Annotated in this window: 20 protein-coding genes and 6 tRNA genes; 16 read left to right on the top strand and 10 right to left on the bottom strand. The window is 70.7% G+C overall.

The genetic code is table 11. The annotated features are described in order from the left end of the window. Positions 1 to 7: 7 nt before the first annotated feature. Entirely contained in the window at positions 8 to 1,453 is a 1,446-nt protein-coding gene (locus tag IE257_RS26335; protein ID WP_229920669.1) for a sulfatase-like hydrolase/transferase, read from the bottom strand. 116 nt (positions 1,454 to 1,569) lie between these two features. After that, entirely contained in the window at positions 1,570 to 1,665 is a 96-nt protein-coding gene (locus IE257_RS39520) for a putative leader peptide (protein ID WP_324617183.1), read from the bottom strand. A 149-nt stretch (positions 1,666 to 1,814) separates the two neighbouring features. Between IE257_RS39520 and purF the strand changes: the two genes are divergently transcribed. Continuing rightward, a complete protein-coding gene (gene purF, locus IE257_RS26330) occupies positions 1,815 to 3,332 on the top strand; it encodes an amidophosphoribosyltransferase (protein WP_189972407.1) in 1,518 nt (505 codons plus the stop codon). 91 nt (positions 3,333 to 3,423) lie between these two features. Further along, the gene (gene purM / locus IE257_RS26325; RefSeq protein ID WP_189972406.1) at positions 3,424 to 4,494 is read left to right on the top strand and encodes a phosphoribosylformylglycinamidine cyclo-ligase; all 1,071 of its coding nucleotides are present in this window, start codon (positions 3,424 to 3,426) and stop codon (positions 4,492 to 4,494) included. 87 nt (positions 4,495 to 4,581) lie between these two features. Here purM and IE257_RS26320 read toward each other — a convergent pair whose 3' ends face one another. Beyond that, the gene (locus IE257_RS26320; RefSeq protein WP_030390150.1) at positions 4,582 to 4,845 is read right to left on the bottom strand and encodes a DUF3073 domain-containing protein; all 264 of its coding nucleotides are present in this window, start codon (positions 4,843 to 4,845) and stop codon (positions 4,582 to 4,584) included. Positions 4,846 to 5,135: 290 nt separating this feature from the next. Continuing rightward, a complete protein-coding gene (locus tag IE257_RS26315) occupies positions 5,136 to 6,230 on the bottom strand; it encodes a Leu/Phe/Val dehydrogenase (RefSeq protein WP_189972405.1) in 1,095 nt (364 codons plus the stop codon). Between the two features lie 194 nt (positions 6,231 to 6,424). Between IE257_RS26315 and IE257_RS26310 the strand changes: the two genes are divergently transcribed. Together IE257_RS26310 and bldC are read left to right on the top strand one after the other, a co-directional pair. Continuing rightward, positions 6,425 to 7,279: a DUF8083 family protein gene (locus tag IE257_RS26310; RefSeq protein ID WP_189972404.1), complete on the top strand. Its 855-nt coding sequence runs from the start codon at positions 6,425 to 6,427 to the stop codon at positions 7,277 to 7,279. Between the two features lie 567 nt (positions 7,280 to 7,846). Then, positions 7,847 to 8,053, top strand: coding sequence for a developmental transcriptional regulator BldC (bldC, locus tag IE257_RS26305; protein ID WP_003949541.1), 207 nt, complete (start codon positions 7,847 to 7,849; stop codon positions 8,051 to 8,053). Between the two features lie 647 nt (positions 8,054 to 8,700). On the opposite strand, the gene IE257_RS26300 is transcribed toward bldC, so the two are convergent. Together IE257_RS26300 and hrpA are read right to left on the bottom strand one after the other, a co-directional pair. After that, a tRNA-Asp gene (locus tag IE257_RS26300) sits at positions 8,701 to 8,774 on the bottom strand. Between the two features lie 82 nt (positions 8,775 to 8,856). Beyond that, the gene (hrpA, locus tag IE257_RS26295; RefSeq protein ID WP_189972403.1) at positions 8,857 to 12,780 is read right to left on the bottom strand and encodes an ATP-dependent RNA helicase HrpA; all 3,924 of its coding nucleotides are present in this window, start codon (positions 12,778 to 12,780) and stop codon (positions 8,857 to 8,859) included. 111 nt (positions 12,781 to 12,891) lie between these two features. Between hrpA and IE257_RS26290 the strand changes: the two genes are divergently transcribed. The 3 genes from IE257_RS26290 (at position 12,892) to IE257_RS26280 (ending at position 15,087) form a co-directional block, all read left to right on the top strand. Then, on the top strand, positions 12,892 to 13,311 hold the full coding sequence (locus IE257_RS26290) for a hypothetical protein (protein WP_189972402.1): 420 nt from the start codon (positions 12,892 to 12,894) through the stop codon (positions 13,309 to 13,311). Between the two features lie 217 nt (positions 13,312 to 13,528). Further along, positions 13,529 to 14,248 (top strand): DsbA family protein, encoded by a 720-nt coding sequence (locus IE257_RS26285; protein WP_189972401.1) that lies wholly within the window; start codon positions 13,529 to 13,531, stop codon positions 14,246 to 14,248. After that, a complete protein-coding gene (locus IE257_RS26280; protein ID WP_189972400.1) occupies positions 14,245 to 15,087 on the top strand; it encodes a cytochrome c biogenesis CcdA family protein in 843 nt (280 codons plus the stop codon). Before IE257_RS26285 ends, IE257_RS26280 begins: the two co-directional genes overlap by 4 nt. A 37-nt stretch (positions 15,088 to 15,124) precedes the next feature. On the opposite strand, the gene IE257_RS26275 is transcribed toward IE257_RS26280, so the two are convergent. The 3 genes from IE257_RS26275 to IE257_RS26265 all read right to left on the bottom strand — a co-directional run bounded on the left by IE257_RS26275 (position 15,125) and on the right by IE257_RS26265 (position 15,409). Continuing rightward, positions 15,125 to 15,201: transfer RNA gene (locus IE257_RS26275), tRNA-Phe, on the bottom strand. A 22-nt stretch (positions 15,202 to 15,223) separates the two neighbouring features. Next, positions 15,224 to 15,297: transfer RNA gene (locus tag IE257_RS26270), tRNA-Asp, on the bottom strand. Between the two features lie 39 nt (positions 15,298 to 15,336). Further along, positions 15,337 to 15,409, bottom strand: a tRNA-Glu gene (locus IE257_RS26265). A 104-nt stretch (positions 15,410 to 15,513) separates the two neighbouring features. Between IE257_RS26265 and IE257_RS26260 the strand changes: the two genes are divergently transcribed. From IE257_RS26260 to IE257_RS26230, 7 genes are all read left to right on the top strand, one after another. Continuing rightward, positions 15,514 to 15,864: a metallopeptidase family protein gene (locus IE257_RS26260; protein WP_030726307.1), complete on the top strand. Its 351-nt coding sequence runs from the start codon at positions 15,514 to 15,516 to the stop codon at positions 15,862 to 15,864. Positions 15,865 to 15,965: 101 nt separating this feature from the next. Continuing rightward, the gene (locus tag IE257_RS26255; protein WP_189972555.1) at positions 15,966 to 16,433 is read left to right on the top strand and encodes a FluC/FEX family fluoride channel; all 468 of its coding nucleotides are present in this window, start codon (positions 15,966 to 15,968) and stop codon (positions 16,431 to 16,433) included. Then, positions 16,430 to 16,804: a fluoride efflux transporter CrcB gene (gene crcB, locus IE257_RS26250; RefSeq protein WP_189972399.1), complete on the top strand. Its 375-nt coding sequence runs from the start codon at positions 16,430 to 16,432 to the stop codon at positions 16,802 to 16,804. The genes IE257_RS26255 and crcB overlap by 4 nt, the downstream gene beginning before the upstream one ends. A gap of 134 nt (positions 16,805 to 16,938) precedes the next feature. Further along, complete coding sequence (locus IE257_RS26245) at positions 16,939 to 17,475, top strand: hypothetical protein (protein ID WP_189972398.1); 537 nt, start codon at positions 16,939 to 16,941, stop codon at positions 17,473 to 17,475. Positions 17,476 to 17,783: 308 nt separating this feature from the next. Continuing rightward, the gene (locus tag IE257_RS26240) at positions 17,784 to 19,991 is read left to right on the top strand and encodes a DEAD/DEAH box helicase (RefSeq protein WP_189972397.1); all 2,208 of its coding nucleotides are present in this window, start codon (positions 17,784 to 17,786) and stop codon (positions 19,989 to 19,991) included. Between the two features lie 218 nt (positions 19,992 to 20,209). Continuing rightward, a tRNA-Lys gene (locus tag IE257_RS26235) sits at positions 20,210 to 20,282 on the top strand. A gap of 164 nt (positions 20,283 to 20,446) precedes the next feature. Further along, on the top strand, positions 20,447 to 20,959 hold the full coding sequence (locus IE257_RS26230) for a GNAT family N-acetyltransferase (RefSeq protein ID WP_189972396.1): 513 nt from the start codon (positions 20,447 to 20,449) through the stop codon (positions 20,957 to 20,959). A 92-nt stretch (positions 20,960 to 21,051) separates the two neighbouring features. Here IE257_RS26230 and IE257_RS26225 read toward each other — a convergent pair whose 3' ends face one another. Further along, complete coding sequence (locus IE257_RS26225) at positions 21,052 to 22,326, bottom strand: hypothetical protein (protein ID WP_189972395.1); 1,275 nt, start codon at positions 22,324 to 22,326, stop codon at positions 21,052 to 21,054. Between the two features lie 313 nt (positions 22,327 to 22,639). On the opposite strand from IE257_RS26225, the gene IE257_RS26220 reads away from it, so the two are divergent. Both IE257_RS26220 and IE257_RS26215 read left to right on the top strand, forming a co-directional pair. Continuing rightward, positions 22,640 to 22,713, top strand: a tRNA-Met gene (locus tag IE257_RS26220). 295 nt (positions 22,714 to 23,008) lie between these two features. After that, positions 23,009 to 24,124, top strand: a complete 1,116-nt coding sequence (locus tag IE257_RS26215) for a PP2C family protein-serine/threonine phosphatase (protein ID WP_189972554.1) — start codon at positions 23,009 to 23,011, stop codon at positions 24,122 to 24,124. The last annotated feature ends 83 nt before the right edge of the window (positions 24,125 to 24,207 follow it).

Here is a 24,207-nt window from a genome sequence, read left to right as displayed (position 1 = left end):
CCGGGGCTCAGGCCGGGTAGGGCAGGAGGCCGGCGTCGACCTTTTCCCAGGCCGCCCGCAGCGCGGCGAGCCGGGCCGGCTCCACGGCAACCCTGTCGGCCTGCTCGCGGAGGTCCCCGGCCAGGTTGAACAGCTGGTCCCTGCCCGTCTTGCCGCGGTAGTACTTCCAGTCCCCGCGGCGCAGCGCGCGCTCGCCCCGCACCCGCCAGAACAGGTCCCGCTCGGCCACCTTCTCGCCGCGCAGCAGGTATCCGGCCAGGCTCACCCCGTCCAGCGGGTAGGCCGGGTGCGGGCGGGCCCCGGCGACCTCCAGCAGCGTCGCCGTCCAGTCCGGGCTGAACACCGGGACGTGGCTGACCTGGCCGCCGTCCAGCCGGGCGGGCCAGCGCGCGATGTTCGGCACCCGGATCCCGCCCTCCTGGAGGGAGGCCTTGTTGCCGGACAGCGGCCAGTTGTACGAGAAGCGCTCGCCGCCGTTGTCGCTGGAGAAGACCACGAGGGTGTCCTCCTCCTGGCCCGAACGCTTCAGCGCTGCGAGCACCTTGCCGACCGAGCGGTCGAGGTCCTCGACCATCTCCTTGTACTTCTCGACCGAGCCGCCGTCCTGGTGCCACAGGGCGCGCCCGTCGCCCGCCTTGATCCGCCGGACGATCTCGGCGCTCTGTTCGGTGTCCCCGTCGGCGATCCACGGCCAGTGCGGGGTGGTGAAGTTGAGGTTCAGCAGCCACGGCTTGCCGTGGTGGTCGCGGGAGACGTACTCGCTCGCCCGCTCGGTGATGATCCGGGTGTAGTAGCGCAGGTCCTTGTACTCGGCGTCGCCCTCGTAGAGGTCGTACTCACCGCCCAGGCCCAGCTTGGAGTAGTACTCCAGCGCCCCGCCGAAGTTGCCGAAGAACTCGTCCCAGCCGGACTTGGTCGGGCTGTAGTCGGGCAGGTAGCCCGCGTGCCACTTGCCGATCAACGCGGTGGAGTAGCCGACGGACTTCAGCAGCGAGGCCAGCGTCGGGTGAGTGGGGTCCAGACCGGCCGACTTGTCGGCGATCGGCTCGGCCAGCCCGCCCTTGGTACGGGCCGGGTAGCGCCCGGTGTACAGGCTGAACCGGGTCGGCGAGCAGGTTGCGGAACCCGAGTAGGCGTCGGTGAACCGGACGCCCTGGCGGGCGAGGCGGTCCAGGTTCGGGGTCTCGATGTGCGGGGAGCCGTACGAGGAGAGGTCGGCCCAGCCCAGGTCGTCACCCAGGATGAACAGGATGTTCGGCCGGCGCGACGGCCGGTGCCGGCCGGCCCGGAACTCCCGCTCCTGCGGCGCGTTCTGCCCGGTCCCGGCCACCGCCTCGGGGGCCGGAGCGGCAGCGGCCGGGGAGGCGCCCAGCCCCACCGCCGCGGCGGCCGCGCTCACGCCGACCGCGCCGCCGAAGGCGCGCCGGGACAGGTTGGGTTCGTACGAGGTCACAGGTACTCCAAGGCATGGCCCACCGGCCGGCCCCGGGCGGCGCGGGACGGCGCGCGGCACGGCAGGGCAGGCTCGGGCAGGGATCAGGAAAGGAAAAGAACGAAAACGGCGTGTGACTACGCAGAACAGCGACAGATGGCGCTCGCGACACGGACAAGGTCCACGTGCCGGCGCTCGACGAGGGTGACGGTTCGGTCACCGAGGGGCTGCATGGGCCGAGAGCCTGTACGAATGCCCGTGGGCCTGTCAACAAGGGCATTCCGGATACCGAGACGGAATGGATCGGTCACCCTCTGTGCTGTGACATTTCCCGGCCGTCCCCAATTCGGACCAGTGGTCGATCTCGCCTACACTCGGAAGCGTGCCTCGTGGTGATGGACGACTCAACCACGACCTGCTCCCCGGCGAAAAGGGCCCCCAGGACGCTTGCGGCGTCTTCGGTGTCTGGGCTCCGGGTGAAGAGGTCGCCAAGCTCACCTACTTCGGACTGTATGCGCTGCAGCACCGTGGACAAGAGTCCGCGGGAATCGCTGTGAGCAACGGTTCCCAGATCCTCGTCTTCAAGGACATGGGCCTCGTTTCCCAAGTCTTCGACGAAACCTCTCTCGGCTCGCTCCAAGGTCATATCGCGGTCGGTCACGCCCGCTATTCGACCACCGGGGCCTCCGTCTGGGAGAACGCCCAGCCGACCTTCCGTGCGACCGCCCACGGCTCCATTGCCCTGGGTCACAACGGCAACCTGGTGAACACCGCCGAGCTTGCCGAGATGGTCGCCGACCTCCCCCGTCAGGACGGCCGCGCCACCCAGGTGGCCGCCACCAATGACACCGACCTGGTCACTGCCCTGCTCGCCGGTCAGACCGACGACGAGGGCAAGCCCCTGACCATCGAGGAGTCGGCCACCAAGGTCCTTCCTCAGGTCAAGGGCGCCTTCTCGCTCGTCTTCATGGACGAGGGGACCCTCTACACCGCCCGTGACCCGCAGGGCATCCGCCCGCTGGTCCTCGGCCGCCTGGAGCGCGGCTGGGTGGTCGCGAGTGAGACCGCCGCCCTCGACATCTGCGGCGCCAGCTTCGTCCGCGAGGTCGAGCCGGGCGAGCTCATCGCGATCGACGAGAACGGCCTGCGCACCTCACGCTTCGCGGAAGCAAAGCCCAAGGGCTGTGTGTTCGAGTACGTCTACCTGGCGCGCCCGGACACCGATATCGCCGGCCGGAACGTCTACCTCTCGCGTGTCGAGATGGGCCGGCGCCTGGCCAAGGAAGCCCCGGTCGACGCCGACCTGGTGATATCGACGCCGGAGTCCGGCACGCCGGCCGCCGTCGGTTACGCCGAGGCCAGCGGGATTCCGTACGGCGTCGGCCTGGTCAAGAACGCCTACGTGGGCCGGACCTTCATCCAGCCCTCGCAGACGATCCGCCAGCTCGGCATCCGGCTCAAGCTCAACCCCCTCAAGGAAGTCATCCGGGGCAAGCGCCTGGTGGTCGTCGACGACTCGATCGTCCGCGGCAACACCCAGCGCGCCCTGGTCAAGATGCTCCGCGAGGCCGGCGCGGCCGAGGTCCACATCCGGATCTCCTCGCCGCCGGTGAAGTGGCCGTGCTTCTTCGGCATCGACTTCGCCACCCGGGCCGAGCTGATCGCCAACGGCATGACGGTCGACGAGATCGCCACGTCGATGGGCGCGGACTCGCTCTCCTACATCTCGCTCGACGCGATGATCGAGGCGACCACCATCCAGAAGCCCAATCTCTGCCGTGCCTGCTTCGACGGCGAGTACCCGATGGAGCTGCCCGACCCGCAGCTCCTGGGCAAGCAGCTGCTGGAGTCCGAGCTCGCGGGCGGCACGGACGCCGCCGACGCGCTCCGTCGCCCGTAGCCCTGGCTCAACCTGCGCCGGGCCCTGTCTTTGAGGCTTCTCCCAGGGCCCGGCACCACACGCAGTAACGACACGAAAGCTCTCTCCTGTCATGACAGAGAAGACCACCGGTGCCAGCTACGCAGCCGCAGGCGTGGACATCGAAGCGGGCGACCGCGCCGTCGAGCTGATGAAGGAGTGGGTGAAGAAGACGCAGCGCCCCGAGGTCCTCGGTGGCCTCGGCGGCTTCGCCGGCCTCTTCGACGCCTCCGCCCTCAAGCGCTACGAGCGCCCGCTGCTCGCCTCGGCCACCGACGGCGTCGGCACCAAGGTGGACATCGCCCGCCAGCTCGGCGTGTACGACACCATCGGCCACGACCTGGTGGCGATGGTCATGGACGACATCGTCGTCTGCGGCGCCGAGCCGCTCTTCATGACCGACTACATCTGCGTCGGCAAGGTGCACCCCGAGCGTGTCGCGGCCATCGTCAAGGGCATCGCCGAGGGCTGCGTCCTCGCCGGCTGCGCCCTGGTGGGCGGCGAGACCGCCGAGCACCCCGGCCTGCTGGGTCCGGACGACTTCGACGTGGCGGGTGCCGGAACGGGCGTCGTCGAGTACGACCGCCTGCTCGGCGCGGATCGCATCCGTACGGGTGACGCCGTCATCGCGATGGCTTCGTCCGGCCTTCACTCGAACGGGTACTCGCTGGTCCGGCACGTCCTCTTCGACCGCGCCGGCATGTCGCTCGACCAGCACGTGGAGGAGCTCGGCCGGACCCTCGGCGAGGAGCTCCTGGAGCCCACCAAGATCTACTCGCTGGACTGCATGGCCCTCACCCGTACGGCCGAGGTGCACGCCTACTCGCACATCACCGGCGGCGGCCTCGCGGCGAACCTGGCCCGGGTCATCCCGGACCACCTGCACGCCACGGTCGACCGTACGACCTGGGCCCCCGGCGCGATCTTCGACCTGGTCGGCAAGGCCGGCCAGGTGGAGCAGCTGGAGCTGGAGAAGACCCTGAACATGGGTGTCGGCATGATGGCCGTCGTGCCGGCCGAGTCGGTGGACGTGGCCCTGACCGCGCTGGCCGACCGGGGTGTCGACGCGTGGGTCGCAGGAGAGATCCTGGACCGCGGCGACCGCACCGAGGGCGCGACCCTGACCGGTTCCTACGCGAGCTGAGCAGCACTGAAACCCGGCCCGGGGCGGATGCCCTGGACCGGGTTTCAGTCTCTTGTCTGTCGTGCTCCGTGCAGACGCCTCAGGGCGTCAAGCGCCGCGACGCTGTGCCGACGGCCCGGACTCTTCGTCCTCGTCGTCGTCATCGCTGTTGTAGAGGTCCGCGTACCGAGCGTACGGGTCGTCCTCGTCCAGCTCGTCGTCGTCTACCTCGACCGGCTCGCTGACAGGCAGCGGTTCCGCGGTCGATGCGCCCAGCTCGTTGGCCAGACGCGACAAGTCAGTCCCGCCGCTGCTGTACTTCAGCTGGCGGGCGACCTTCGTCTGCTTGGCCTTTGCCCGGCCGCGCCCCATGGCTCGACCCCCTCGGTGACGGGGCTCGACGGCCCCAGAGTCTGACACGCGTTCATGGTTCGGAGCGGGCTCTCCGTGGAGAGACCGTCCGTAGGGGTTTAACGGTACCTGCTTCCGCGGCCATACGGTACGCCGCCCGCATGACGCGCCCCGGTGCAGAACCAACAAGGCGCCCCGTCCTCGCTGGTCAGCTGCGATTTTAACCCTTTCCTGGCGGGCGACCCGCCGAAGTGCAGTGAGTTCCGTCTCGCCGCACCCCGGCGGGCGCACCCAGGAAGCCCTGTAAGGGCCTAGACCGCGCGCGTGGCGCGGCCGTCCGCCATCCGCTGCTCGGCGATCCGGTCGGCCGCCGCGGCCGGCGGGATCCCGTCCGCCTTCGCGCGAGCAAAGATCTCCAGGGTGGTGTCGAAGATCTTCGTGGCCTTGGCCTTGCAGCGGTCGAAGTCGAAGCCGCGCAGCTCGTCGGCGACCTGGATGACACCGCCCGCGTTGACCACGTAGTCCGGCGCGTAGAGGATCCCGCGGTCGGAGAGGTCCTTCTCGATGCCCGGGTGGGCGAGCTGGTTGTTCGCCGCGCCGCACACGATCGTCGCGGTCAGCGCCGGGACGGTGTCGTCGTTCAGGGCGCCGCCGAGCGCGCAGGGGGCGTAGATGTCCAGGCCCTCGGTGCGGATCAGCGCGTCCGTGTCGGTGACCGCGGTGACCTTGCCCGGGTGCTTGTCCAGGATCCGGCGCACGGACTCCTCGCGCACGTCCGTGATCACGACCTCGGCGCCGTCCTCCAGCAGGTGCTCGACCAGGTAGTGGCCGACCTTGCCGACGCCGGCCACGCCGACCTTGCGGCCGCGCAGGGTCGGGTCGCCCCACAGGTGCTGGGCGCTGGCGCGCATGCCCTGGAATACGCCGAAGGCGGTGAGGACCGAAGAGTCGCCGGCGCCGCCGTTCTCGGGGGAGCGGCCGGTCGCCCAGCGGGTCTCGCGGGCCACGACGTCCATGTCGGCGACGTAGGTGCCGACGTCGCAGGCCGTCACGTAGCGGCCGCCGAGGGACTCCACGAACCGCCCGTAGGCCTCCAGGAGTTCCTCGCTCTTGAGGACGTCGGGGTCGCCGATGATCACGGCCTTGCCGCCGCCGAGGTCGAGGCCGGCGAGGGCGTTCTTGTACGACATGCCGCGCGAGAGGTTCAGCGCGTCGAGGACGGCCTCCTCGTCGGAGGCGTACGCGTGGAAGCGCGTACCGCCGAGGGCGGGGCCCAGGGCGGTGGAGTGGATGGCGATGACGGCCTTCAGGCCGGTGGCGCGGTCCTGGCACAGCACGACTTGCTCGTGGCCGCCCTGCTCCGTACGGAACAGGGTGTGCAGGACGCCGTCGGTCATTTCGGTCACGGTGGTGACTCCCATGGAAGAGATGCGGCGGAAAGACGCCCGCCCTGCGGGTGGGGGAGGGCGTGCTGGGAGCAGAGTAAGACCTGTCGGCCGCCCGTAGGTGACCTGTCCGAGGATCGAAACACTCCTGGTGTACGGGAGGGTGCGGGCACCCGGGAGGTGAACCGCGCCCCGGAACAGGGCAGTACGAGAGCGTGAGCGAATCCTCCGATGCCCCGCTGCCGTCCGCGCGCTCGGCGCCGACCGTCCCGTACGCCTCCTACCTGCGCGTCTATGAGCCCCTGGCCGCTTTCGCCGAGCCGGAGCGCACGCACTGGTCCGACTACGCCCGGCGCGGGGCGGCCCCGTCGGCCCAGGACGAACTGCGCCGCTCGCTGACAGATTTGGTGCGGGTCCCGGTGGTGGGGGTGCCGGCCCACGAGAGCGCGGACGCCTTCACGGCGGTGGTGGACGGGGTGCTGCTGGTGTGCCCGTGGCGTACCCGGCTCCGCGGCTGGCTCGCCCTGGAGGAACTGGTGGAGTGGTTCCCGCGCCCGGTGCTGGACGCGGCGCTCCCGCCGGGCGCGCGCCGGCAGGCGGCCGAGGACTACGAGCGCTGGCGCGAACGGAACCCGGACGGGCGCCCCTGGATCCGTACGGGGGTGTGGCAGATCCCGCTGCGCTGGTTCGTCCTGGTGGCCGACGAGGAGCGGGACTACGTGCCGGGCGAGCGGCTGCGCTACCGCACCCCGATGGTGCAGGCGCGGCGGCGGCTCGCCCGGGCGCTGCGGACCCTGCGCGCCGCGGAGGGGTACGGGATGCTCGCCGACGGGCTGGTGGAGGTGGGGAGCTGGCTGGAGGAGTTCCATCCGCGCTCGATGGTCGAGCTGGACTACGGCGGGCTGCTGCACGCGCTGCCGGCGGACCGGCTGGCGGCCGACCGCTCCGCGGGGGACCTGGCGACCGGGATCGCGGCCCTGCGGGCCGGGGACACGGAGGGCGCGACCGAGGCGTACGGGGAGCTGGCAGAGCGGTGGCGGGCGGTCCGGGAGCGACTTTTCGCGAATTAGGCCGAAAGTGTCTTATGTGGCCGGTTTCACCTTCGGGTGCCCCAGACGTATCGTGCGCTATCGGTCGATCAGCCAATACTGGCTGATCAGAGGCCTGATCGTGCCATTTGGGACCTAGTGCCAGGACCTACGTCCCGATACGGGCCATTGGCCCAAGCGTGACGGACCGCACTAACTTCACCCTTGCGCCCTTCCCCTACCCTCGTGCCAAAATAGGACAAGGAGTCCGGGGAGGGTTCCTTCCGCCCAACTAAGGGCGGAATGCTCGGCATTGCACTCTACGGGGGGTCTGACGACTCCTGATCGCTCTGTGACTGATCGTCACAGTGGGGTGACTGTCCGTTATGGGACGGTCCATCGGCTTCCGCCGCTGATGAACACCTCGGAGGGCAATTCCGTCGGTTTGGCCGTCGAGGCTGGACGGATGGTGTAGTTGTAGTGCCGAGGACAAGCCGTTCGTCCTATAACCGACTCGGCCCGCGTATGTCCATTTCGGGCAACGCGGGCCAAGGTGCAGAATTTAGAGGAAAGAACCGAGATGGTTCGGTTCTCCCGAGGAGGCCGCTCATGACCGCTCGCACCCCTGATGCCGAGCCGCTGCTGACCCCGGCTGAGGTTGCCACGATGTTCCGCGTGGACCCGAAGACGGTCACCCGCTGGGCCAAGGCTGGCAAGCTCACGTCCATCCGCACCCTGGGTGGACACCGCCGGTACCGCGAGGCCGAGGTTCGCGCACTGCTCGCGGGAATTCCGCAGCAGCGCAGCGAAGCCTGAGGTCGCGTAAACACCCCGCTTTAACGGGTTTATGTCGGGTCCCCCAATCCGATGAAACCCACATAGCTTCATACGGCCGAGCCTGCCCCAACAGGCTCTCAGGTCGTTCGATCGCGCTGGACTCCGCCGGGTCCAGCGCGATCTTTTTTATGCCCAGGTCAGGGCGGTCGCGAGGCGCGTGCGGGGACTCCGGCAGGGTGGGTGCCATTGCACATATTCTATCGAGCAGGCGTATGGGTGCGATAAAAGTATGGGTCTCAAAAACTCATATGGTGACTCCCGTCACAGATGATCACTCTTGTATATCCGGCAATGCACCCCGTAAAGGGGATGCACATTGCCAGGAGCCTCATGCGAACGGGGGATTCCGGTTCGCGGGCAGTTCGCGTGCACTTCATGGGCGGTGCAGGGGTGGTTCAACGGCGGTCCGCCGGCGGCTCGCAGGGGTCGTGAGGGCGGGGGTGCGCTCAAGGGCCGCCCCGGAGCCCGGAGACGGCCCGGAGACGGCACGGCGCGTTCACGGGCGGCACGGGTGCTCCACGGGCCCGAGGCGACTCCGGGGCAGCTCCCGAGGCCGCCCGGGCGGCCTCGCCCGCCAACGCGTCAGGGCCCGTATCCCCAGAGGGATACGGGCCCTGACGTTTCTGCGAACCTGACGGGACTTGAACCCGCGACCTCCACCTTGACAGGGTGGCGAGCTAACCAACTGCTCCACAGGTCCTTGATTTTGCGGCCGCTCGGCGGCTGCGAATCAGACTGTACCGCAGCTCAGGGGGTGCAGTCGAACCGGACCGCTGCGCCGGTCACGGCGCCGCCGCATCCACCGCCTTCACGATCCGCTTGTCGGAGATCGGGTAAGCCGTCCCGAGCGCGTGCGCGAAGTAACTGACGCGCAGCTCCTCGATCATCCAGCGGATGTCGGTGACCGCGGACGGGACCGGCCGCCCCTTCGGCAACTGCTCCAGCAGCCAGGCGTACTCGTCCTGCATCTCGTGGACCTTCTCCATGCGCGTGGTGTCGCGCTGGACGCCCGTGGGCATCTGCTGGAGCCGCCGGTCCACCGCCACCAGGTAGCGCATCAGGTCCGGCAGCCGGCGCAGCCCGGTGAGCGTGACGAAGCCGGCCGGCATGAGGGCCGCCAGCTGCGTCTTGACGTCCTGGATGTTCGCGACCAGCGCCAGGCTGCCCGTGGCCTTCAGGCGGCGCTCACAGGCCTGCCAGGCGGCCAGCACCTGCTGCACCTGGCCGACCGTACGCACGGTCGTGTCCACCAGGTCGGCGCGGACGGCCTCGTAGAGCTTGCGGAAGCCCGCCTCGTCCCAGGCCGGGCCCCCGTGGTCGGCGATCAGCCGGTCGGTGGCCGCGGTCGCGCAGTCGTCGAAGAGCGCCTGGATGGAGCCGTGCGGGTTCCTGGACAGGGCCAGCTTCTGCTGGTTGGTCAGGTGGTCCGAGGCGAACTTCGCCGGGTTCACCGGGATGTTCAGCAGGATGAGCCGCCGGGTCCCCAGCCACATCGCCTGCTGCTGCTCGGCCTCGGTGTCGAAGAGCCGTACGGAGACGGTCGCGCCCTGGTCCACCAGCGCCGGGTACGCCTTCACGGGCTGGCCCGCCCGGCGGGTCTCGAAGACCTTCGTCAGCGTGCCGATCGTCCAGTCGGTCAGCCCGGTGCGCTCCACCGACTCACCGCCCGCCCGCTCGGCGGTGGCCGCGGCGGCCTTGGAGAGGGCCTGGCGGGCCTTCGGCTTCAGCTTCAGCCGCAGGGCCTCCAGGTCCTTGTCCTCGGCGAGGTTCTTGCGGCGCTCGTCGATGATCCGGAAGGTGATCTTCAGGTGGTCGGGGATCCGTCCGAGGTCGAAGTCCTCGGCCGAGACCGGGACCCCGACCATCCGCTGGAGCTCGCGCGCCAGTGTGACCGGCAGCGGCTCCTGCAGGGGTACCGCGGTGTCCAGGAAGCGGCCCGCGTAGTTCGGCGCGGGTACGTAGTGCCGGCGGATCGGCTTCGGCAGCGAGCGGATCAGCTCGGTGACGACCTCCTCGCGCAGGCCCGGGATCTGCCAGTCGAACCCCTCGTCGGTGACCTGGTTCAGCACCTGGAGCGGGATGTGGACGGTCACGCCGTCGGCGTCCGCGCCCGGCTCGAACTGGTAGGTCACCCGGAACTTCAGCTGACCCTGCCGCCAGGAGTCCGGGTAGTCGGCCTTGGTGACCCCGGCCGCCTTCTCGGTCAGCAGCATCTCGCGCTCGAAGTCGAGGAGTTCGGGCTCCTCGCGCTTCTTGTGCTTCCACCAGGAGTCGAAGTGCGCCCCGGACACCACGTGGGCGGGGATCTTCTGGTCGTAGAAGTCGAAGAGGGTCTCGTCGTCGACCACGATGTCGCGGCGCCGGGCCCGGTTCTCCAGCTCCTCCACCTCGGTGAGGAGCTTGCGGTTGTCGGCGTAGAACTTGTGGTGCGTGCGCCAGTCGCCCTCCACCAGCGCGTTGCGGATGAAGAGCTCGCGCGAGACCTCGGGATCGATCCGGCCGTAGTTGATCTTCCGCTGGGCGACGATCGGCACGCCGTACAGCGTGACCTTCTCGTACGCCATCACGGCCGCCTGGTCCTTCTCCCAGTGCGGCTCGCTGTACGTGTGCTTGATCAGGTGCTGGGCGAGCGGCTCCACCCACTCGGGCTCCACCTTGGCGTTCACCCGGGCCCACAGCCGCGAGGTCTCCACCAGCTCGGCCGACATCACGAACTTCGGCTGCTTCTTGAAGAGCGAGGAGCCCGGGAAGATCGCGAACTTGGCGCCGCGGGCACCGAGGTACTCGTTCTTGTCGGTGTCCTTGAGCCCGATGTGCGAGAGCAGACCGGCCAGCAGCGAGACGTGGATGACCTGCTCGGGGGCATCGGCCTCATTGACGTGGATGCCCATGCTCCTGGCGACCGTGCGCAGCTGCGAGTAGATGTCCTGCCACTCGCGGATCCGCAGGAAGTTCAGGTACTCCTGCTTGCACATCCGGCGGAACGAGGAGGAGCCGCGCTCCTTCTGCTGCTCGCGGACGTAGCGCCACATGTTCAGGAACGAGAGGAAGTCGCTGGTCTCGTCCTTGAAGCGGGCGTGGTTCTGGTCGGCCTGGGTCTGCTTGTCCGAGGGGCGCTCGCGCGGGTCCTGGATGGACAGTGCCGCCGCGATGACCATGACCTCGCGGACGCAGTTGTTCTTGTCGGCCTCGATGACCATGCGGGCCAGCCGCGGGTCCACCGGGAGCTGCGAGAGCTGGCGGCCCATCGGGGTGAGCCGCTTCGACGGATCCTTCTCGGCCGGGTCCAGCGCGCCGAGCTCCTGGAGCAGCTGCACGCCGTCGCGGATGTTGCGGTGGTCCGGCGGGTCGATGAAGGGGAACTTCTCGATCTCGCCGAGGCCGGCCGCGGTCATCTGGAGGATGACGGAGGCCAGGTTCGTCCGCAGGATCTCGGCGTCGGTGAACTCGGGACGGGCCTCGAAGTCGTCCTCGGAGTACAGCCGGATGCAGATGCCGTCGCTGGTACGGCCGCAGCGGCCCTTGCGCTGGTTGGCGCTGGCCTGCGAGATCCGCTCGATCGGCAGCCGCTGGACCTTGGTGCGGTGGCTGTAGCGGGAGATCCGGGCGGTGCCCGGGTCGATCACGTACTTGATGCCGGGGACGGTCAGCGAGGTCTCGGCGACATTGGTGGCCAGGACGATCCGGCGGCCGGTGTGCTGCTGGAAGACGCGGTGCTGCTCGGCGTGCGAGAGGCGCGCGTAGAGGGGGAGCACCTCGGTGAAGCGGAGATTGCGCTTGTTCAGGGCATCGGCCGTGTCGCGGATCTCCCGCTCGCCGGAGAGGAAGACCAGGATGTCGCCCGGTCCCTCGGACTGGAGCTCGTCCACGGCCTCGCAGATCGCGGTGATCTGGTCGCGGTCGGAATCCTCGGAGTCGTCTTCGAGGAGCGGCCGGTAGCGGACCTCCACCGGATACGTGCGCCCGCTGACCTCGACGATCGGTGCCTCGCCGAAATGCCGGGAGAAGCGCTCGGGGTCGATGGTCGCCGAGGTGATGACGACCTTGAGGTCGGGACGTTTCGGCAGCAGCGTGGCCAGGTAGCCCAGCAGGAAGTCGATGTTCAGCGACCGCTCGTGGGCCTCGTCGATGATGATCGTGTCGTACGCGCGCAGCTCGCGGTCCGTCTGGATCTCGGCGAGCAGGATGCCGTCGGTCATCAGCTTCACGAAGGTCGCGTCCTGGTCCACCTGGTCGGTGAAGCGGACCTTCCAGCCGACCGTCTGGCCGATCTCGGACTTCAGCTCCTCGGCGATCCGCTCCGCGACCGTGCGGGCGGCGATCCGGCGGGGCTGGGTGTGCCCGATCATGCCCCGGACGCCGCGGCCCAGTTCCATGCAGATCTTGGGGATCTGCGTGGTCTTGCCGGAGCCGGTCTCGCCCGCGACGATCACGACCTGGTGGTCGCGTATCGCCTCGGCGATCTCGTCCTTCTTCTGGCTGACGGGCAGGTTCTCGGGATACGTGACCTCCGGCATCCGCGAGGCACGGCCGGCCAGTCGCTCGGCGGCCCTGGTGGCCTCCGTAGCGATCTCGTCGAGCACGGCCTGCTTGGCCTCGGGCTTGCGGATACGGCGGGCGCCCTCGAGGCGGCGGCCGAGGCGGTGCGCGTCACGGAGGGAGATCTCACCGAGAAGCGTCTGCAGGGCGGCGAAGGAAGTAGACATACCTGATCGAGGATCTCACCTGGGCCCTCCGGGTGGCGAACGCATTTGTCGGGTGGACCCGTACCATTTCGGGACGAGTCCGTCGGTCGTCCCAGTGAGAGGCAGCCCACCTTGTCCCGCCCCCGCCACGTCTGGAGCCTGCTCGGCGTGGTGCTGGCGGTACTCCTGGGCTGCGCGGCCCCGGCGGCGGCGAGCACATCCGCCCGTCCGGTGCAGGCCGGGGCGACCGTCCCGGCCGCGGCTCACGGGCCGGCCGGTGTGCCGGCCCCGTCCACCGACTCGAGCCCGGCGCGGCTGCACCCGGCCGTGTTCACCGGCACCGGCGGGCCCGCCTGCGCCCCGGCGGCCCCGGAGCGCGGCGGTACGCCCGCCGTCCCCGCGCGTGCCTGGGGCGAGCACGCCCAGGTCCCGCCGGCCCGGGCGGCGCCCGAAGAGACCGGTCCGACCGCCGCCAGGCCCGCACGGATCCTCGTACGCGGCCCCGACCGTCCGGCACCCGACCGGCTGGAACTCTGCGTGCTGCGGATCTAGGCCGTCTCTTCCGGATCTTGCCGTCCCCGCGGCGCCCGGCACCGCACCTCGCTGCCTTGTCGGGCCCGCACCGGTACGTCCAGTACGAGGACGACCTCCGCCGTGCGATCCACGGCACCGGACGCCGCGGGCTCGGCCGACAAGATCCGAAAGAGACGCCCAGGCGACCGGTCCCCACCGGTCCCCGCCCCACCACCCGCAGCACTGGAGCACCCGCATGCCCCCTTCCAAGACCTCCACGAAGCCCCTGCTGATCTCCGCCGGGGTCGCCCTCGCCGCGATCACCCTCGGCATCGTCTCCTGGCAGGCCACCGCCCCCGCCGAACCCGGCTCGGCCGGCTCCACCGCCGCGGCCGCGCCGCGGACCGACCCCGTCGCCGAGCTCAAGGCGCTGGCCCGCCGTGAGTCCGGCGACAAGCTCGCCGTCGGCCGCGCCGACGCGCCCGTGGTGCTCATCGAGTACTCCGACTTCAAATGCGGCTACTGCGGCAAGTTCGCCCGGGACACCGAGCCCGAACTGGTGAAGAAGTACGTCGCGGACGGCACCCTGCGCATCGAGTGGCGCAACTTCCCGATCTTCGGAGCCGACTCCGAGGCGGCCGCCAGGGCCGCCTGGGCGGCCGGACAGCAGGACCGCTTCGAGGCCTTCCACGCCGCGGCCTACGCCGACGGCTCGAAGGAGAAGGGCTTCGCCGAGCCGCGCCTCGTGGAGCTGGCGCGCGAGGCCGGGGTCCCCGACCTGGAGCGCTTCAAGGCCGACCTGGCCGGCGAGCAGGCCGCGGCGGCCCTGAAGAAGGACCAGGAGGAGGGCTACCGCATCGGTGTCACCTCCACCCCGTCCTTCCTGCTCAACGGCAGGCCCATCGCCGGCGCCCAGCCGCTCGACACCTTCACGGCCGCCATCGCCCGGGCGAAGGCGGAGGCGGCGAAGCAGTGACCCACATCGGATACCTGGCCGCCCTGCTGGGCGGCCTCCTCGCCCTGCTCAGCCCGTGCAGCGCGCTGCTGCTGCCGGCCTTCTTCGCCTACTCCATCGACTCCACCTCACGGCTGCTGGCGCGCACCGGGATCTTCTACGCGGGCCTCGCGAGCACCCTCGTACCGCTCGGGGCGGCCGGCTCGTACGCCGGGCGGTTCTTCCACAGCAACCGCGACCAGCTCGTCCTGGCCGGCGGCTGGCTGATCATCGCGCTCGGCCTCGCACAGATCCTGGGCCTCGGCTTCGCCCCGAAGCGGATCTCGGAGCTGTCGGGCCGGATCCGGCCCACCACCGCCCTGTCGGTGTACGCGCTCGGTGCGGTCTACGGGCTGGCCGGTTTCTGCGCCGGCCCGATCCTCGGCAGCGTCCTGACGGTCGCAGCGGTCAGCGGGAGCCCCGTCTACGGCGGCCTGCTGCTCGCGGTCTACGCCCTGGGCATGGCCGTGCCGCTGTTCCTGCTGGCCCTGCTGTGGGAGCGGTTCGATCTGGGCCGGCGCCGCTGGCTGCGGGGGCGGGCCCTCGTGGTGGGCCGCTTCGAACTGCACACCACCTCGCTGCTGTCCGGGCTGTTCTTCATCACCCTGGGCGCGCTGTTCCTCGCGTACGACGGGGCGAGCGCGCTGCCGGGACTGCTGGACGTGGACGACTCGTTCGCGGTGGAGCAGTGGGTCGGCCGACTGGCGGACGCGGTGCCGGACGGGGCGCTGCTCGGGCTGGTCGTTGCCGGGGCGGCGGCCGTCGGCGTCGTGCAGTGGCGCCGCCGCTCCCGCCCCGCGGCCGAGGCCGAGGCCGAGTGACGCAGGAAGGCCCCGTCCGATGGACGGGGCCTTCCGATGGTGGCTGGGGCCGGGGTCGAACCGGCGACCTATCGCTTTTCAGGCGATCGCTCGTACCAACTGAGCTACCCAGCCACGAAACCGTTTCCGGCTTCAGCGATCCTGACGGGACTTGAACCCGCGACCTCCACCTTGACAGGGTGGCGAGCTAACCAACTGCTCCACAGGACCTTGCAGTGTGCGAGAACAAGTCTTGCACACGGTAATGCGTACCCCCAACGGGATTCGAACCCGTGCTACCGCCTTGAAAGGGCGGCGTCCTGGGCCACTAGACGATGAGGGCTAAAGGCCCGCCGGGCACTTCTTCAGCGCGTCGGGGACGTGAGAAGCATATGGGATCCGGGGAGCTATCGCCAAAACGGTTTCCCCCGGAGCGACAATGGCCGGGTGCTGGAGATGACGCGCGAGGAGTTCGAGGAGCTCGTCGCAGAGGCCCTGGACCGGATCCCGCCGGAGCTGACGCGGCTGATGGACAACGTGGCGGTGTTCGTCGAGGACGAACCGCCCGCCGACGACCCCGAGCTGCTCGGTCTGTACGAGGGAACGCCGCTGACGGACCGCGGCGAGTGGTACGCCGGGGTGCTGCCGGACCGGATCACCATCTACCGCAATCCCACGTTGCGGATGTGCGAGGACCGGGAGAGCGTGGTCGCGGAGACGGAGGTCACCGTCGTGCACGAGATCGCCCACCACTTCGGGATCGACGACGACCGGCTGCACGCGCTGGGGTACGGGTGACCCCCCTGCCGCTCCCCGGTGACGAGTCGGCGGATGCGGCGGATGCTGCGGATGAGGCCGAAGCGGCCGACGCGGCCGACGCGGCCGACGCGGCGGAGGCCATCGATCCGGACGTCGACCTGCACGTACCCGCGCAACGTGCCGAGCCCCGGGGCCGGGTGCTCGCGGCGGTGGCGGCCGGCGGCGCGGTCGGCGGCGCGGCGCGCTACGGGATCTCCCTGCTGTGGCCGGCAGGGCCCGGGGCCTTCCCGTGGGCGACCCTGTGGATCAACGCCTCCGGCTCTGCGCTGATCGGCGTACTGATGGTGCTGATCAGCGAGGGCGGCCGGACGTCCCCGCATCCGCTGCTGCGGCCCTTCGCCGGGGTCGGCGTGCTCGGCGGCTTCACCACCTTCTCCACCTACGCGGTGGACTTCTCCCGGCTGCTGGACGAGGGGGAGGCGGCGACCGCGCTGGCCTACGCAGGGCTCACGGTGGTGGCGGCGCTGGGCGCGGTGTGGGCGGCCGCCTCGGGGACGCGGCTCGCGGTCCGGGGCCGCGGGGCCGGCCGGGGCCGGGTCCCGCGGTGAACTGGCTGCTCGTGGTGGCGGGTGCGGCCGTCGGCGCGCCGCTGCGCTACCTGATGGACCGTGCGGTGCAGGCGCGGCACGATTCCGCCTTCCCCTGGGGCACCTTCGTGGTCAACGCGAGCGCCTGCCTGGTGCTCGGGGTGCTGGCCGGGGCGGTGCTGGGCGGGGCCGCCGGCTCGCGGCTCCAGCTGCTGCTGGGGACCGGGCTGTGCGGGGCGCTGAGCACGTACTCGACGTTCTCGTACGAGACCCTGCGGCTGGCCGAGCGGGGGCACCGGTTCCTGGCCGCGGCGAACGTGGTGATGTCGGTGCTGGTCGGGCTGGGCGCGGTACACCTCGGCTCACAGGTGGCGCGGCAGCTCTTCGCCTGAGGTTCGGCCGCCGGTTCGGGACGGGGTTCGGCGGAGGTGTTCCGTGGAGGGCGTGTCCCTTACGGGTCAAAGGGAGTTGGGCACATTGACCCGCTCATGCGGAATGTTCACCCTCAGGCTCCGGAGGTGCCCCCGTGCGCCAGTTGTCCGCTTCCCTCCGACTGGCCGTCACCGCGCTCGCGGTCGCGGCGACGGCCGGCTGCATGAGCGTCGGTGAGGACGCGGCGAAGCCCGGGCCCTCCGCCCCGGGGGACCGCCGCAGCGGTACCGAGGCGGGCGCCGGGACCGTCTCGGGGCGCGGCTCCGGGGTCCACGGCAACGGGCACGGCGCCAAGGACGGTACGGGGAGCCAGGGCGGCAGGGCCAAGGAGGACGGCAAGGCCTCCGGCGCGACCGGGGCCTCGCCGAGCGCGGGCGCGCCGAGCGGCCAGCCGGGGGTGCCCGCCCCCTCGGCGGGGCCCGGCGGCGGGGCCGGCGGGCAGGGCCCCCAGCAGCCGACATCGGGCGGCGGTTCGGGCGGCCCCGGCGGCCCGGGCGGTTCGGTCGGCGGGCAGCAGCCGGCGAGCCCGACCCCGGAGCCGCCGGCCAGCACTCCCCCTGTGACGGAACCCACTCCCGTTCTACCGAGCCCGCAGCCCGAACCCACCACCGCTCCGGCGCCGGAACTCTAGGCCGACGGGCCCCGCCGAGTGCCCGGTGGGGCCCGCCCCGCCACCGGCCCTTGGAGGCGTTCTTGCAGGTCAGAGGCATTCTCGTGGGAGCGACTTGCCAGACCCCGGGGAGGGTGCGTATGGTTATAGATCGTTTGATCCCATTGCCCGGCGCCGAATCCGAAGAGCGCCGTGTGGCGCGTACTCTCCCTAGCCGTGGCTGACCGCATTGAGGCGGTCGATTTGCGATTCACGGAGTTTGGGCGCGTGCCGAGACTCCGGAAGGTTTCGCATTTCGCATGTCCATTTCCAGCTCTGACCGTTCCGTCATGCCCGAGAACGACTCCAACGAGATGATCGACGCCGAGGCCCTCGTGGTCACCGAGGCGATCGAGGCCGCTGAGGCCAACGAGATCATCGAGGCTCTTGAGGCCGACGTGAACACCGACGAGTCCCTCGAGGACTCGACCACCGACTTCGACGACGCCGACGCTGACGCTGACGCCGAGCCCTCGATCACCTTCGGCGACCTCGGTCTCCCCGAGGGCGTCGTGCGCAAGCTCGCGCAGAACGGCGTCACCAGCCCCTTCCCGATCCAGGCCGCGACCATCCCGGACGCCCTGGCCGGCAAGGACATCCTCGGCCGTGGCCGCACCGGCTCCGGCAAGACCCTCTCCTTCGGTCTGCCGACCCTGGCCACCCTGGCCGGCGGTCACACCGATAAGAAGAAGCCCCGCGCCATCATCCTCACGCCGACCCGTGAGCTCGCGATGCAGGTCGCGGACGCGCTCCAGCCCTACGGCGACGTGCTCGGCCTGAAGATGAAGGTCGTCTGCGGCGGTACCTCCATGAGCAACCAGATCTACGCTCTGGAGCGCGGTGTCGACGTCCTCGTCGCCACCCCCGGCCGTCTGCGCGACATCATCAACCGCGGTGCCTGCTCCCTGGAGAATGTCCAGGTCGCGGTGCTCGACGAGGCCGACCAGATGGCCGACCTGGGCTTCCTGCCCGAGGTCACCGAGCTGCTCGACCAGATCCCCGGCGGCGGCCAGCGCATGCTCTTCTCCGCCACCATGGAGAACGAGATCGGCACCCTGGTCAAGCGCTACCTGTCCAACCCCGTCACGCACGAGGTCGACAGCGCGCAGGGCAACGTCACGACCATGACGCACCACGTCCTCGTCGTGAAGCCGAAGGACAAGGCGCCGGTCACGGCCGCCATCGCCGCCCGCAAGGGCCGCACCATCATCTTCGTCCGCACCCAGCTGGGCGCCGACCGCATCGCCGAGCAGCTCGTCGAGGCCGGCGTGAAGGCCGACGCGCTGCACGGCGGCATGACGCAGGGCGCCCGTACCCGCGTCCTCGCCGACTTCAAGGACGGCTACGTCAACGCGCTCGTCGCCACCGACGTCGCCGCCCGCGGTATCCACGTCGATGGCATCGACTTGGTCCTGAACGTGGACCCGGCCGGTGACCACAAGGACTACCTGCACCGCTCGGGCCGTACCGCCCGTGCCGGCAAGTCCGGTGTCGTGGTCTCGCTCGCGCTGCCGCACCAGCGTCGCCAGATCTTCCGCCTGATGGAGGACGCGGGCGTCGACGCCTCGCGCCACATCGTCCAGGGCGCCGGCGCCTTCGAGCCGGAGGTCGCCGAGATCACCGGTGCCCGTTCGCTGACCGAGGTCCAGGCCGACTCCGCGAACAACGCCGCCAAGCAGGCCGAGCGCGAGGTCGCCGAGCTGACCAAGCAGCTGGAGCGTCTGACCCGCCGTGCCGGCGAGCTGCGCGAGGAGGCCGACCGCCTCGTCGCCCGCTCCGCCCGCGAGCGCGGCGAGGACCCGGAGGCCGCTGTCGCCGAGGTGGCCGAGGCCGCCGAGGCCGAGGTGGCGGCTGCTGCCGCCGCCGCTGCCGCCGAGCTGGCCGCGCAGGAGCGCCGCGAGGAGCAGCGCGCCCAGCGTGACGACCGTGGCAACTTCGAGCGTCGCGACAACCGTGGTGGCGACCGCGGCGGTGACCGTGGTGGCTTCCGCCGCGACGACCGCGGTGGCGACCGTGGTGGCCGTCCGTCGGGTGGCTTCAACCGCGATGACCGTGGTGGCGACCGTGGTGGCTTCCGCCGCGACGACCGTCCGTCGGGTGGTTTCCGCTCCGGTGGTGACCGTCCGTCCGGTGGTGGCTTCCGTCGTGACGACCGTCCGTCCGGTGGCTTCAACCGCGATGACCGTGGTGGCGACCGTGGTGGCTTCCGCCGCGACGACCGTCCCTCCGGCACCTTCAACCGCGACGACCGCTCCTCGGGCACCTTCAACCGCGACGACCGTCCGTCGGGTGGTTTCCGCTCCGGTGGTGACCGTCCGTCCGGTGGTGGCTTCCGTCGTGACGACCGTCCGTCCGGTGGCTTCCGCTCCGGCGGCGGCGACCGCCCGTACGGCCGCCGCGACGACCACCGTCCGTCCGGCTCCGGCTCCGGCTCCGGTTCCACCGGTGGCTTCGGTGGCCGCCGCGACGACAAGCCGCGCTGGAAGCGCAACGGCTGATCGCAGCTGAGCTGAACCCCTGAGAAAGGGCCCGTACGACACCCAGGTGCCGTACGGGCCCTTTCTTCGCTCCCGGAAGCTGATGGTGCGTAACCCCCCTCCGGGGACCGGACCGAGGCCCTCCGGAGCACCACCGCGGCGGCGGCGACAGGCCGGTCGGCGGATACCCGATCGGCTGACCGGCGCGGTCCGGCTATGCTCTGGGGTGAGCACCTGGAGGGCCATTAGCTCAATTGGCAGAGCAGCGGACTTTTAATCCGTTGGTTGTCGGTTCGAGTCCGACATGGCCTACCGCTCACAGGGACGGGGAAGACCTCCTCCGACCTGTGCGAAGCGCCCCATCCGATTCCTTCGGGTGGGGCGCTTCGCGTGGGGCGGACGGTCCGTCAGCCCGGGTGCGGGCGGGCCGGAAAATGCGGTGAGGCCCTCGGACCGGGCCGGTAGCGTCGGTGAGCATGACGCCTGTCCTGCGGACCGAACGACTGCTCCTCGACCCGTACACCCCGGGGGACGAGGAGGGGTTCGTCGCTCTCTTCCAGGACGTACGGGTGTCCCGGTGGATGGGGGACGGCCCCGTCACCGAGGCCGAGGACCGGGCGCTCTTCGGGCGGGTCTTCACGAAGGTCTACGCCGAGAACCTCTTCGACGTCTGGGCGGTGCGCCGGGACGGCCGGCTGGTCGGGCACGCCGAGATCAAGCGCACCGAAGCGGTCGGCGGGCACGAGATCGTCTACGCGCTGGCTCCCGAGGCCTGGGGATCGGGCCTGGGCACCGAGCTCGCCGAGGCGATCGTCGCGTACGGCTTCGACTCCCTCGGCCTGGCCGAGGTGCACGCCACCGTGGCCGAGCCCAACACGGCCTCGCTGGTCCTGCTGGAACGCATCGGCTTCACCCACGTCCGGGACGTGCGGGAGGACGACGGGAGCACCACCCGAGTCCTGGCCCGCCGTCGCCGCACCGCCGTCTGACGGCGCCCCGCGCAGAAACGCCCCACCCGGGAGAACCGGGTGGGGCGCCTCTGGCTGCGGGCTACGGACGGGCCACGGGGATCGGGGACCGATCAGGCGGCGGTGCGGCGACGGCGGCCGAGCCAGGCGGCGGCCGCGCCGAGCGCGACCAGGGCGGCCGCGAGGCCGGCGTACAGGCCGGTGCCCGAGCCGGCGCCGGTCCGGGCGAGGGAGCCGGTGGACGCGGCGGTGGTGGTCAGGTTGGCGTTGCCCGTGGAGTTGGCGACGGCCTGCTGCACGGCGGGGGTGGCGGAGGCCGTGGTGGACGGGGTCGCGGAGGGGGTGCCGGACGGGGTGCCGGAGGGCGGGGCGGTCTCCACGATCGGGGAGAGCGGGAACTGCACGGAGCTGTTCTGGAACGGGTAGGTGTTGCCCTCGGCGTGGCGGACCTCGGCGTCCATCGTGATGACGGTCTTCTTCGTCAGCTCGGTGTTCTTGCCCAGGGAGAGCCGCAGCGGCAGGGTGCGGACGCCGGCGGCGGCGCCGAAGCCCGTGGGGACGCGCGGCAGCTCGTAGCGGCCGTACTCGCCCTGCAGGTCCTGCCAGCGGCCGTCGATCAGCGCCTGCAGCCGGAAGTCGGCCTTCTGCTCCCCCGGGTGCGACAGGCTCAGGGTGGTCGCGAGGGCGGTGTCGAAGGTGCCCTCGCCGGTGGCCTGGTAGTTCAGGTCGAGGTACGCGCGCTGCTCCTGGCCGTCCTTGCCGGAGCTGACCTGCTTGAACCAGGTCTTCAGCGCGCCCGCCTTGATCTGCGGGGCGACCTTGAACAGGTGGGAGTCCGCGCCGCCGGGCGCCACCGAGTTGTTGTAGCTGGTGGCGGTGAAGGTGAAGTCGCCGTCGTTGGTGGGGTAGTGGGCGCCGAGGCCGATGGTGACCTTCCAGGTCATCTTGCCGTTCGCGGGGATGTCGAAGCCCGCGCCGCTCTCCTTGCCGCCGGCCGTCGCCGGGTAGAAGAGGCCCTGCCATCCGCCGTCCTGCTGGCCGACCGAGGACTTGGTCGCCGGGGCGTCCACCGCGTCGACCTTGAAGACCACGTCGTCCTTCTGGAGACGGCTCGGGCCGGTCTGGTCGACGAGCATCCACGGCTTGTACTCGACCGTCTTGCCGGTCGGGTTCTTGACCGTGAGGTCGAAGGTCTCGGTGGCGCCGCCGCGGGTCAGCGAACCGCTGGGGACCGGGGTGCCCATCTCCGTACGCAGCACGGCCTGTTCGTCGGCGGCGGGCGCGGCGGGCGCGGCAGGCGCGGCGGACGCTGCGGTGGTCGAGAGCGGCAGCAGAGTGGTGACAACGCCGGCGACGACTGCGATGGCGGCTGCGGTGCGAACGGACATGGTGGACTCCCCCCAGGAATCACAGAGGCATCGGCAGAGCGCCGAGCCGAGAAGATGTGGTCGTGGTCGCCGGCCGGTGCGCGTTCCCCCTGGCCCTTGCGACAGGTGAATCATCGCCCGGATCGGATACCGGAACCATCCCCGCGGTGTCACCGCCGTGCAACAGAGATGATCTTCGTTCGCGGGGGGTGGTCCGCGGCCGGTTCCGGACTGGGTTTCAGGGCTTTGACCTGCGGTGATACGTATCTGCGGGCGAGGCGGCGGTTAATTGGCGAAGGGCTCCCCCCTGATGGCGTAGAGTTGTGTTTACCGACGCGGGGTGGAGCAGCTCGGTAGCTCGCTGGGCTCATAACCCAGAGGTCGCAGGTTCAAATCCTGTCCCCGCTACTCAGTACGAAGGCCCGGTTCCTCACCAGGAACCGGGCCTTCGTCGTGTTCTCCCGGGGCCCTCCTCATACGTCCCCTCTCGTGTTCGTTCTCGCGTTCCCTCACCCGTCCGGCCGCCGTCGGGTCGCCGTGTGCGGGCTCCTGGCGCCAGCGTTGAGGGGCGAGGCGGCAGCAGGCCCGCACCCGTGCGACGGACCGGGCGGCAGGAGAGAGCGTGGTGGGGCTGGGCCGGCAGGGCGACGGCGGTGGGCGCGCGGACGGCGCGGGTGGCGCCGGCAGCGGTGTGGCCCGGCCGATGGTCCGGGTGGCCCGCGTGCTGCCGGGCGCGCTGATCGCCTTCGGGGTCGTCTTCAACCTGCTGACCCCGCCCAGCTTCACCGGATCCCCGTTCTTCAGCGCGGCCCCGCTGATCGCCGCCCCGCTCTTCACGCTCCGGGCGACAGCCCTGACCGGCGCCCTGGCCGTGCTCGCGGTGTTCGTGCTGCAGATCACCAGCGGCGTCGGCTGGAAGGTCGAGGCGATGACCGAACTGGCCACCGTGCTGACGGTCTCCGGGCTGGCGCTCCTGATCAACCGCGTGGTGCGGCGCAGCGGCGAGCAGCTCGCCTCGGCGCGCGGGATCGCCGAGGCTGCGCAGCGGGCGGTGCTGCCGAAGCCCGCCGAGCGCATCGGGGGGCTGCACGTCTCCGTCCGGTACGAGGCCGCGCAGGCGGACGCCTTCATCGGAGGCGACCTGTACGCCGTCCAGGACACCCCGTACGGGGTGCGGCTGGCGGTGGGCGACGTACGGGGCAAGGGGCTGGGGGCGGTGGAGGCGGTCGCGGTGGTCCTGGGGGCCTTCCGGGAGGCGGCGGACACGGAGCCCACGCTGGAGGCGCTGGCGCAGCGGCTGGAGCGGGCGCTGGCCCGCGAGGGCACCCGGCGCGACAGCCTGGACGTGGTGGAGGGGTTCACGACGTGCGTGCTCGGGGAGATCCCGCCGGGCGCGAGCGTGCTGCGGCTGCTCAACCGGGGCCACCCCGAGCCGCTGCTGCTGCACGGGGGTGGTGAGGTGGCGGTCCTCGCCCCGGCGGAGCCCGCCCTGCCGCTCGGCATGGGGGATCTGGGGGGCTGGCCCGACCTGGTGCAGGAGTGGCCCTTCCCGGCGGGGACCACCCTGCTGCTCTACACGGACGGGCTGACCGAGGCCCGGGACGGGGCGGGGGACTTCTACGATCCGGCGGCCCGGCTGCGCGGGCGGATCTTCCCCGGGCCGCAGGCGTTGCTGAGCGCACTCAGCAATGATGTGCGCCGGCATACGGGTGGCGGGGCGACGGACGACATGGCGCTGCTCGCGGTGGAGCGTCCGGGGGAGCGGCAGCCGGAACGGCGCCGGACCGTGCCGGTGGTGCCCCGGGGCGATGTCACGTAACGATGCGTGATGGAAAGAATGCTCTCCGCAAGCAAATTGACGAATCGTCATGTTGGCGCTGTGGCTGAAGAGGTGGGGGAATC

It is taken from the genome of Streptomyces avidinii (assembly GCF_014650695.1).
Lineage (GTDB): Bacteria > Actinomycetota > Actinomycetes > Streptomycetales > Streptomycetaceae > Streptomyces > Streptomyces avidinii.
Note: the sequence above shows the minus strand (reverse complement) of the source record. Positions and strands in the feature narration are given on the sequence as shown.